This window comes from Acinetobacter sp. YH12137 (assembly GCF_013418535.1).
Classification (GTDB): Bacteria; Pseudomonadota; Gammaproteobacteria; order Pseudomonadales; family Moraxellaceae; genus Acinetobacter.
In genome coordinates, this window is record NZ_VPBW01000061.1 from 1 (window position 1) to 8,384 (window position 8,384).

An 8,384-nucleotide genomic window follows, 5' to 3' on the forward strand; every position below is an offset into this window, starting at 1 on the left:
AATTCAAGTGAATTTGTTTGAAAGAAGAACTTTAAAAGCTTTATTTTCACCCGATAAAATACCCATAAAACAAGAGGAAGCTCATTTGAGCTTCCTCTTGTGAAAAATTGTGGGACAGCAATGAGCCAAAGCTTCCTTTTAGGTCTGAATTTAACTTGAACAATCTATTTTAAGATTTAGAAAAATACTGCTCGCGCCATTCTTTCCAGAAGTACATCACGATCCCGAACATCACTACCGCAATACCAGCAAAGGCATGGCTGCTGATCACTTCGTTATTCAGGGTTGCACCGAGAATCAGGGCAATGATTGGCGTCATTACATTACTGAGGGATACGGTGGATGCAGCCAGACGGCGAATCAGCCAGAAGTAACACAGCATCGCCACAATCGAAGACAGGATCATGGTAAAACCAAAGCCGAATAGCGCCTGCATACTTGGCATTTGTGTTGGGAAAGATTGCCAGATAAAAGGAATGATTAGTAATGATCCCAATGAGGAAACAATCAAAGAACCCGTTGCTTGTGACATTGGTTTTAACGGTGCATTGATCTGCTTCACCCAGAAAATCGAGCTGATATAAGACACCATGCTAATCAGCATTAGGACCACGCCCCACGGATTCACCTTACTATCTGCTGACTCCGCAAAGATAAAACTTAAACCAGCGACGGCAACTGCCATACCGAGCCATTGCAGCCAAATCAGACGATTGGTTTTCAGGATGACATGCCCGATTAGACCTGCAACCAGTGGTGAGAAACCGAAAATCAATGCCATTAAGCCAGAGGTCAAATAATTCGCCGCCAGATAGATAAATAACTGCGCACCAATGAGGTTCAGACTACCTGCTACATAGCTCATCATGGAGGTTCGATCAAATGGCAATGGATTACGCATGGCAGCCAAGATCGCCAACGCCAGCAGAGAAGCGCCGAAATAACGGATGATCAGCACCCACATCGGGTGCACTTCCTGCACGCTCCAGACAATCGCCAGTGGCGTTGCTGCCCAGATCAGCACCAGCAAGGCATAAATACTTGCCGTCACCAGCATGGGAGATGAATTTGAATTCATAAAAGACTCAATTAAATTTTTTTAGAAAGAATTGAACTAACTTCTCGTTCAAATCCACAATCGACAATACTGATGGCGGCAGGGATGCCGCCGCTGAACTGGGATATAGGGATATATCCTCAGTTTAGCAAAAGATTTTTATTACTTTTCATCTTTGAAAAGTAAGCCAAACCTACACAAAGCCATTTCAAATCACAATAGAATGTGAGGTCATGACAGCACAATCTGACAGACATAAAAAAGCAGACCCAAGTTGCCCAAGGTCTGCCCTTTTGTAAACTTATCAATAAAACAAAGTTATTTCACAAGTTTACGAAGATCCTGGCTGAGATCTAAATATTTGTCTGCTTCAAACGCTGCATTCTTGCTGATCAGCTTTTTCAGGTGACGCATTTCTTTTGCCGCATTTACCGTAATACCGCCGACAATAACGCCATCAGTCACACCAAACATCACGAATGATGATTCAGCGCGAAGCTCTGGATTGATTTCACCACGAACTTGCCATTCAGCAGCCGCCATGTCACCTACGAACTGATAATTGATGTCCAACTGATCTGTCCAGAACCATGCCGGGTTAGGTGTCGGATGCTCAACGCCCATCACATGACGTGCAAAGATCCCTGCTTGCAGGTTGGCATTTTCCCAGGTTTCGACACGACGGTGGTTACCGCAGTTACGAAGTTGAGTTGCCACATCACCCGCTGCATAAATGTCTGCATTTGAAGTCTGGCAGTTTTCATTCACTTTAATCGCGAAATCAACATCCAGGCCAGCTTCTACAGCCAATTGTGCATTTGGCACGATACCAATACCATAAACTACAGCATCAGCACGAAGCTCTTCACCACCCTCAAGGGTAATCACCACTTCTTCACCATCCAGTTTGCAATCTGCAATTTTGGTTTCCAGACGAACGTCGATCCCTGCCAAACGTTGTTGTTCAAGCAGGAATTCGCTCAGGATACGAGGTGAACAACGGCCCATCACCATAGGACCCATTTCGATCACAGTTACCTGACACTCTTTGAAACGTGCTGAAGAAGCCAGTTCCAGACCGATCACGCCACCACCAATCAGGACAATACGACGGCCTGATTGCAATACTGGAACCAGTGCTTGTGAATCTTCTAGGTTACGTAGCGTATAAACATGTTTACCCAGCGCATCGAAGTTCGGCAGACGACGAGCTGCGCCGCCTGTAGCAAGCAACAGTTTGTCATAAGCAACAACGTCACCATTTTGAAGTTCAACCGTTTTCGCTTCAGCGTTGATTTTTTTCACGCCATTGCCACGAATGGTTTCTACACCAAGTTCCGCCAGTTTTTCTTCTGACAGGATTTCAATCTTGGTCTCTTCAGGTTTTAGAATCACGTCTTTAGACAGTGGTGGACGCTCATAAGGAAGATGCGTTTCATCACCGATCAGAATGATTTTACCTTCGTATTTGTTGCCACGTAGTTCTAAAATTGCACTCGCACCTGCCTGGCCAGCACCTACAATTACGATGGTTTCGATGTTGCTCATGTCTTTAACCTTTTAACTCTGCAGATACGATGCCGAAGCCCGCAATCCATTCACTGATTTCTTCATAACAGTGCGTTGTCATTTCGTACTCGCCCATTTCGCTTAAAGCAGCAAATGCCGCCATCCACGAACGGACTTCCTGACCACCACGGCCACCATCACGGCGGATTTCAGCTTCAGTCATGGCTTCTAGTGCAGCGAAGTCGGCATTCTTGAATTTTTCAAGCAATGCGATATCCCATTCAGCATTCAGAGGAACTGCAACAGAGGTATCGCCCGCTGCCAGTTTCTGGCCCACTGCAATAATTTTTGACTGACGCGCGTTACGTGCTTCAGGTGTCGGGTTACGACCTGCAATCAGGAACTCTTCCACTTCTGGTGGTACAGAACCCATTTGCGGAGTTGGTGGATCGTGTGACAGACCACCTGTACCTAGGACAAGTACACGCTCATTTTCAAGGTTCAGAGATTTGATGAACTGACCTACAGCACGGCCTAAAGCGATGGTACGCTTCGTAGTTGGCATCGGTGCTGCAGCGCCATTAATGAAAATTGGAATCGTTGGATAACGATCAAGTTTGCCGTCGCACAGGAAGTGCAATGGCTGAGTCACACCATGGTCAGCTTGCATACGGTAAGAATACGCAACGTCCACGCCCTCATCGAGTACACGACGCACTAAGCCCAGTGCTTTGTCTTCTGGTACATCAATGTGTGCATTGTCTTTACCATAGTCCCAGTCACCTGCAGCAGTCGCGCGAATGCCCACACAGAAGCTTGGCATCAGGTCATAGAAGAAACCATTGAAATGGTCAGGACCAAAGGTAATGATCAGGGTTGGGTCGTAAGCTTTTACTTCAGCAGACAGTTTTTCAAACGCTTCACGAACAGCCTGTTCTTTGCGTTTTTCCTGCGGTGAAGCAAATTCCATTAAAGGACTGTGCGATGCACAAATAAGTTTAACGGCCATGAGAGACTCCTTAAAAGGAAGGCAGCCAAGAACAGGCTGCCGAAAAGTCCATTTCAGACTAGATTTTTATTCGTCAAAGAAACCGGCACGTGGCTGACGTAAGCCGCGAATACCCAGACCGCATTCTGCATTGATCAGAACACCAGTCAAAGGACGGTTATTTTGACGAGATGCCAAGAGCACATATGAACCAGTCATATCTTCCGGCTCAGGTAAGAAATTCAGTGGCATGCCACGGGCGATTTTCTCAGGATCACGTGCATCGAGCAGGCCAAGATTTTCCTGACCCAAAGATGCAGCACCTTTGATATTCACATTCATACCTGATGGCGCAACGGCATTGACTCGGACTTTAGGTGCAAGTTCATAAGCCAGTTCTTTCATAATGCCTACACCGGCATGTTTTGATGCAGTGTAAACCGGACCGCCACCTGCAGAATAAAGTGCAGAATTTGACAGTGTGAAAATGATCGAACCTTCAGATTTCACGAGCTCATCAAGTGCAGCTTTGGCACCCAAGATCAGAGATTTGGTATTAATCCCCATAATCTCATCAAAGGCTTTTTCCAGCTGCTCACCTGAAGTATTGACGATATCGGCATAGTGATCCCAGATACCGGCATTACCCACGAAACAGTCGAGTTTACCGTAACGCTCTACAGTCGCTTTAACAGCGCGGACGTTGTCTTCATAGCTGGCCACATCACCTGCGATTGCCAGCACGCGGTCACCAAAATGTGCGTTCAGTGCATCGACTTTAGACTGTGAACGTTGAAGAACGGCCACTTGTGCGCCCTCTTCCAGGAAACGTTCTACCAGTGCCCAACCGAGACCTGAACCACCACCAGTGATCAGTGCAACTTCGCCTTGTAGCCAACCCATGATTACTCTCCTGCCATCTCTACGTATAACGCACCATCTTCAAGTACAACTGGGAATGTTTGAATTGGGTCAGTTGCTGGTAAGCAAAGTGCCTGACCTGTTTTCAAACAGAAGCGAGCTGCGTGAAGTGGACATTCCACTGTACCATCGTCTTCAAGGTAGCCTTCAGACATAGAAGCATTACCGTGTGAACAGCGGTCGTTCATTGCGAAGAATTCGCCACCGTTGTTGAATACTGCAAGCGCTTCGATACCGTTTACGCCGCAATCCACTTTTAACGCTTCACCTTCGTCTAATTCGTCAACTTGGCAAACAAAAATCTTATTCATTAGAAGAACACACTCAGGTTATGTGAGTTATAGGTAACTTGGTCAAGCGTGATCTTACGGTTGAAGATCTGGAAGCCCAGGCCGCCTTCAACTTTGCGGATCTTGTCATGACGTTTACCACAGTAAATCGTAACGTCTTTCTCTTTCTGAGTACGGTACAGTAGGTATGTCACGTACACATCGTATTCGCCTTCAACTTCAGTCGGCTCAACAATCACGTTGCTCACCATGTGAGTGGTACGTGATGGAGGCTCTTCAGCCCAAGCCATACCAGTTTCCAGACGTGCAACACGACGTTCCAGAAGATCTTTCGTATCGTTGAATACCCAGGTAGTAGGTGGTTCAACTGAACGACGACGGTCACGCGTTTGAGCGTTTGGTGTAGTACGTAGCGTGTAAGAAATATCTTCAGCTAGCGTGTCTAACCATTCGCGGAATTTCCAGTCATCAAGAAGCTTGGCTTCTTGATACAGGAACTGACTAATTTGGTGATGAAGTTCTAAACTGATTTGACTCATTTCATAAGCTCCTTCTCATATTCGTCAGCCGCAGCTTCAACGTCTTCCCATTTTTCATGAATCAATAAATCTGCCCAACGGCGGTACATACCACGTGCTGCAGTTTCAGAGAAAATATAGTTAGTGATACCCGGGATACCATCTTCACGTACTTTCTCGTTACCTTTACCCATTTCCATAATGAGTTTGTTTTGACGCGCTTTGTAACCACGTAAAACTTTTTGGATTTCGATCCAGTTTTCAGAGTCATCTTGCTCCAGGAAGCCTGCAGGACCGAAGGCACGAGTTGCAGAACGTTCAAATGCTGCTTGTACATCTTCTGGTGCGTCCGCATCACAGATACAGAATGCCCAAACTTCAGTTTTGTTTGGACCACGTGGGTGCCATACACGAAGAGTCGCAGTACCGTTCAACCAAGACAATGTAGGGAACATGGTGTTGTGACCTGCAAGACGCAGCGCACGAGTTTCACCTAGGCGTTCTTTCACTTCTTCGTAAGTTTCACGGAAGTAGTTCGCTACTTCACCGTCAACCCATACGTTTGCATCTGGTTTCTCTGTGAAGAAGAAGCCTGAACCGTGACCACGTGAACCGTATTGGATCGCGTCTTTCGCAGTTTCCCAAACTGGACGAGCAGTTTGTGCAGCACCTAATTTCTTAGAAGATTCGTCGTCTGGTTTTGCACCAAGCACCTGAATTGCAGATGCGTGAGAGAACAACGCGTGATATTGGTCAGATGCGAACTGTTCAGCTGCAAATTTCCAGTTACACTCGATTTCCCATTTGTGTACACCACCCACAATCACAGTACCGCCTTCACGACGATCTACAACACCGTCCAGGTACCAAGCGATATCGCCCATGTATTCTTCTAGATCTGGCGTAGTTTCATCCCAGCATCCGAAAATCAGGCCTTTGTATGATTTAACACGGTTAACTTCTACCAGACCCCATTGTTCTTTACATGCACCATGTGGGTAAGCACGATCTTCAAGCGGGATGTCTTTTAGAGAACCATCAATACCGTATGACCAGCCGTGGTATGGGCAAGTGAACGCACGTGTATTACCACAGTCTGCGAAGCTTACGCGCATAGAACGGTGACGGCATTGGTTTAAGAATGCTTTGATTGAGCCATCTTTTTGGCGTGCCACGATGATTGGATCTTCACCCATGTAGGTATTGAAGAAATCGCCAGCCTTAGGAATTTGGCTTTCATGGCAAAGGAATAACCATGTACGACCGAAGACACGTTCAAGTTCTAATTCGTAAATGTCAGGATCTGTATAGATAGATGGCGTGATACGTCCATTTTGTGCATCGACTAAAGCGTCGATTTCGCGCACATCAATTTTTCCACTCATGAAAAGCTCTCCTGTGACCAGTTATGGCACAAAGTAATAGACTCAACTTTTCAACGATGATGGATTTTAGGGCGGTTTTGGGGAAATATTTTTTTTGTTTCAATTAATAGTTTTAAGCAATTATTCTAGGCGTGTATTTTTATATTAAAACACTAATCAATCCCTACAAAGCATTTACTTTCTAAATGACAAAATAATCTTCACGACATAGTTGTTTATAGATTATACTCTTCTGAAATTATAGTAAGACATTTTTTGGATTACTCGACGGGCTGATGATATGGAATTACGACACCTCCGCTACTTCATTACTGTGGCTGAAGAACTCAACTTCAGTAAGGCAGCACTCAAACTTTACACGGCTCAGCCATCACTTAGTCAGCAAATCAAAGATTTGGAAGAAGATGTCGGTGTCAAACTGCTACACCGTACCAAGCGTAAAGTCGAACTGACCGAAGAAGGTGCTGTATTCCTAGAACAGGCTCGCCTGACGCTGGCACAAGCCGATAAGGCGATTGCCATGGCCCGTCAAGTCTCACAGGCCAAGCAGCAGATGCTACGCATCGGTTTCGTCCCTGTCGCAGAGATGAAAATCTTCCCGTATATCTTGCCGAATCTGCGCGTGCAAAACCCTGATTTAAAAATTGAATTGCTCAGTCTGAACAATAATGAGCAAATGCGATTATTGAAGAAAGGCGAACTGGATCTGACCTTTACCCGTCACAATTTCCATAGTGATGAAATTGAAAGCCAGTTTGTGATTCGTGAGCCATTGATCTTCATTTTGCCGAAGGATCATCCTTTAGCGAAATACGACCGTATTCCAGTTAAATTACTGAATGGTATAGATTTTATTATTCCATCTGCAGAACAGTCACAGACCCTGCACAATACGATTATGGAATTTGCCAAGACCAATGGCATTGAGCTTAATATTGTGCAAAAGGCGGATAATATCCTGTTCAATATCAACTCGATTGGAATGGGCTTGGGCTGTGCCATCCTGCCAGGCTATATCGCACCATTGACCATGAACAATACTGTAATCCGCCCGCTGGATGTAGAACTTCCCTTTTTAGATCTTTATGTTAGCTATCGCAAGGATAGTAATTCAGTCGCAGTGAAGAAGTTCCTGGAACTCCTGACTCGCGTATTTTACCTAGACATTAACCGCGACGAACCACATTAATTTTCTATTTTTATAGCAGCACACGTAATTTCCTCTGAGAATATGTGTGCTTTTTTGTTTTTATTTTTTCTGATCAAAATTTCATTTTATATTCATTTTTCCTATGACAGGCCATATCTAGCTTGGCTTCCAACATCTCCGACCATGGCTTATTAGGTTTAATTTTTGCTCAAATTAGGCTTCTTTTACAACTTAAGTCTAATAAGAAGTCTAAGGCCCATTTTAATTTTTGAAATTCTGATTAATAGCTAAAAAGCATTAAAAATGTGGCGGATTCAAGCAGCAAGTGCAACAGTATAAAAACCAGCCATAACTTCACTTGGCGTATACCAGCCTAGTGTTTTTCTAGGACGATGGTTGAGTGAAAATTCTATCTGCTCTATTTCATCGTTTGACACGTCATCAAACGATGATGATTTTGGCAGATATTGACGGATTAAACCATTCGTATTTTCATTTCTAGCTCGCTGAATAGACTTGTAAGGATCAGCAAAATACGTCTCTATGCCAGCATCAGTAATTCTTTT

9 protein-coding genes are annotated in these 8,384 nt (G+C 44.8%); 1 reads left to right on the forward strand and 8 read right to left on the reverse strand.

Annotation, left to right across the window (positions count from 1 at the left end):
• Positions 1-169: 169 nt before the first annotated feature.
• The 7 genes from FTU72_RS15615 to hcaE form a co-directional block, all read right to left on the reverse strand.
• Entirely contained in the window at positions 170-1,078 is a 909-nt protein-coding gene (locus FTU72_RS15615; RefSeq protein WP_180053097.1) for a DMT family transporter, read from the reverse strand.
• Between the two features lie 297 nt (positions 1,079-1,375).
• The gene (gene hcaD, locus FTU72_RS15620) at positions 1,376-2,605 is read right to left on the reverse strand and encodes a 3-phenylpropionate/cinnamic acid dioxygenase ferredoxin--NAD(+) reductase subunit (RefSeq protein ID WP_034704704.1); all 1,230 of its coding nucleotides are present in this window, start codon (positions 2,603-2,605) and stop codon (positions 1,376-1,378) included.
• 4 nt (positions 2,606-2,609) lie between these two features.
• Complete coding sequence (locus tag FTU72_RS15625; protein WP_004781819.1) at positions 2,610-3,575, reverse strand: 3-carboxyethylcatechol 2,3-dioxygenase; 966 nt, start codon at positions 3,573-3,575, stop codon at positions 2,610-2,612.
• 66 nt (positions 3,576-3,641) lie between these two features.
• Complete coding sequence (gene hcaB, locus FTU72_RS15630; protein WP_004781818.1) at positions 3,642-4,457, reverse strand: 3-phenylpropionate-dihydrodiol/cinnamic acid-dihydrodiol dehydrogenase; 816 nt, start codon at positions 4,455-4,457, stop codon at positions 3,642-3,644.
• A 2-nt stretch (positions 4,458-4,459) separates the two neighbouring features.
• Entirely contained in the window at positions 4,460-4,786 is a 327-nt protein-coding gene (gene hcaC / locus FTU72_RS15635) for a 3-phenylpropionate/cinnamic acid dioxygenase ferredoxin subunit (protein ID WP_004781817.1), read from the reverse strand.
• Complete coding sequence (gene hcaF, locus FTU72_RS15640) at positions 4,786-5,304, reverse strand: 3-phenylpropionate/cinnamic acid dioxygenase subunit beta (RefSeq protein ID WP_004781816.1); 519 nt, start codon at positions 5,302-5,304, stop codon at positions 4,786-4,788. Before hcaF ends, hcaC begins: the two co-directional genes overlap by 1 nt.
• The gene (gene hcaE / locus FTU72_RS15645; RefSeq protein ID WP_004781815.1) at positions 5,301-6,668 is read right to left on the reverse strand and encodes a 3-phenylpropionate/cinnamic acid dioxygenase subunit alpha; all 1,368 of its coding nucleotides are present in this window, start codon (positions 6,666-6,668) and stop codon (positions 5,301-5,303) included. The genes hcaF and hcaE overlap by 4 nt, the downstream gene beginning before the upstream one ends.
• A 280-nt stretch (positions 6,669-6,948) precedes the next feature.
• On the opposite strand from hcaE, the gene hcaR reads away from it, so the two are divergent.
• Positions 6,949-7,857 carry a DNA-binding transcriptional regulator HcaR gene (gene hcaR, locus FTU72_RS15650; RefSeq protein WP_004781814.1) on the forward strand — a complete coding sequence of 303 codons (909 nt, stop codon included), beginning with the start codon at positions 6,949-6,951 and terminating at the stop codon, positions 7,855-7,857.
• A 275-nt stretch (positions 7,858-8,132) separates the two neighbouring features.
• Here hcaR and FTU72_RS15655 read toward each other — a convergent pair.
• A partial coding sequence (locus FTU72_RS15655) for an IS30 family transposase (protein WP_180053098.1) occupies positions 8,133-8,384 on the reverse strand: 252 nt, incomplete at its 5' end.